Origin of the sequence: Klenkia taihuensis, from assembly GCF_900112525.1 — a bacterium.
Taxonomy (GTDB): domain Bacteria; phylum Actinomycetota; class Actinomycetes; order Mycobacteriales; family Geodermatophilaceae; genus Klenkia; species Klenkia taihuensis.
In genome coordinates this window covers 1-2,176 of record NZ_FOMD01000008.1, presented here as the reverse complement: position 1 = coordinate 2,176, position 2,176 = coordinate 1, and the positions used below count along the sequence as shown (strand labels likewise).

Annotated in this window: 2 rRNA genes; both read right to left on the bottom strand. The window is 60.1% G+C overall.

From position 1 onward, the window contains the following. Nucleotides 1-1,601 (bottom strand): 23S ribosomal RNA (locus BM158_RS22155); the annotation flags it as partial. A 484-nt stretch (nt 1,602-2,085) separates the two neighbouring features. Next, nucleotides 2,086-2,176, bottom strand: a 16S ribosomal RNA gene (locus BM158_RS21215); the annotation flags it as partial.

Genomic DNA, 2,176 nt, shown 5'->3' with positions numbered 1-2,176 from the left:
CACGTCACGGAGCTTCAGACGGTTAGCATCGCTGGGTTCAGCATGGGCGTTCCTTCGCGGGTACGGGAATATCAACCCGTTGTCCATCGACTACGCCTGTCGGCCTCGCCTTAGGTCCCGACTCACCCTGGGCGGATTAGCCTGGCCCAGGAACCCTTGGTCATCCGGCGGGGGAGTTTCTCACTCCCCTTTCGCTACTCATGCCTGCATTCTCACTCGTGTGGCGTCCACGGCTGGATCACTCCGCCGCTTCCACCGCCACACGACGCTCCCCTACCCACCCCCACACCTGGCCGGCAGTCCGAAGACGACCGGCGGGCTCACGTGGGAGTGCCATAGCTTCGGCGGTGTGCTTGAGCCCCGCTACATTGTCGGCGCGGAACCACTTGACCAGTGAGCTATTACGCACTCTTTCAAGGGTGGCTGCTTCTAAGCCAACCTCCTGGTTGTCACTGCGATCCCACATCCTTTTCCACTTAGCACACGCTTAGGGGCCTTAGCTGATGATCTGGGCTGTTTCCCTCTCGACTACGAACCTTATCGCCCGCAGTCTCACTGCCGCGCTCTCACTTACCGGCATTCGGAGTTTGGTTGATTTCAGTAACCTTGTGGGGCCCCTAGACCATCCAGTGCTCTACCTCCGGCAAGAAACACGCGACGCTGCACCTAAATGCATTTCGGGGAGAACCAGCTATCACCGAGTTTGATTGGCCTTTCACCCCTACCCACAGCTCATCCCCTCCGTTTTCAACCGAAGTGGGTTCGGTCCTCCACGCGGTCTTACCCGCGCTTCAACCTGGCCATGGGTAGATCACTCGGCTTCGGGTCTAGAGCACGCGACTGGAAACGCCCTGTTCGGACTCGCTTTCGCTACGGCTACCCCACACGGGTTAACCTCGCCACGTACCGCTAACTCGCAGGCTCATTCTTCAAAAGGCACGCAATCACCCCCACACCACGAAGGTGCATAAGGCTCTCACGGCTTGTAGGCACACGGTTTCAGGTACTATTTCACTCCCCTCCCGGGGTACTTTTCACCTTTCCCTCACGGTACTTGTCCGCTATCGGTCACCAGGGAGTATTTAGGCTTAGCGGGTGGTCCCGCCAGATTCACACCGAATTCCACGAGCTCGGTGCTACTTGGGAACACAATCACGGGAGAGTGCGCGTTTTCGTGTACGGGGCTCTCACCCTCTACGGCGACCCCTTCCAGAGGCCTTCCACTAACACCACACTTTTCTGACTCCCGCCCGCTGCGGCAGCAACGAGAAGATCGGTCCCACGACCCCGCATCGACAACACCTGCCGGCTATCACATCGATACGGTTTAGCCTCATCCGCTTTCGCTCGCCACTACTCACGGAATCACTGTTGTTTTCTCTTCCTGTGGGTACTGAGATGTTTCACTTCCCCACGTTCCCTCCACACGCCCTATACATTCAGGCGCGGGTCACACCACATGACTGGTGCGGGGTTCCCCCATTCGGAAATCCTCGGATCAACGCTCGGTTGACAGCTCCCCGAGGCTTATCGCAGCCTCCTACGTCCTTCATCGGCTCCTGGTGCCAAGGCATCCACCGTGCGCCCTTAACAACTTGACCCACCACAACACACCCCACCAACCACCAGACCAACCGAAGCCGGCCACGATGACGGTGAGACATCTGCGATGCGCCCTACAAGATGCTCGCGTCCACTGTGCAGTTCTCAAAGAACGAACGACCACCCACCCACACCCACCACCAACACCCGACCCCCTCACAGGGACCCAGCTGGTATGGCGGGCAAGTGAGCCCCGCACGCAAGACAGCCAACCCAACCCCGGCAACCCGGAGCAGGTCCGCTCTCTCAGGACCCAACAGCGTGCCTACGCAACCCCACCACCACCATCCGCGTTCCCACCCACCCCACCGAAGGGGCATCAGGCTGTACTAGCGGCCAGCAGCGCCGGCGCAACGAACTGGTCAGTGTTCCACCCTCGAGCTCCACCCCACACACACGCACCCACCCCCTGATGGAGCAGATGTCCCGGCGCAGGCATGGCTCTGGACCACCCCACACAGTGAGGCGGCCAGTGCTCCTTAGAAAGGAGGTGATCCAGCCGCACCTTCCGGTACGGCTACCTTGTTACGACTTCGTCCCAATCGCCGATCCCGCCTTCGACGGCTCCCTCCAC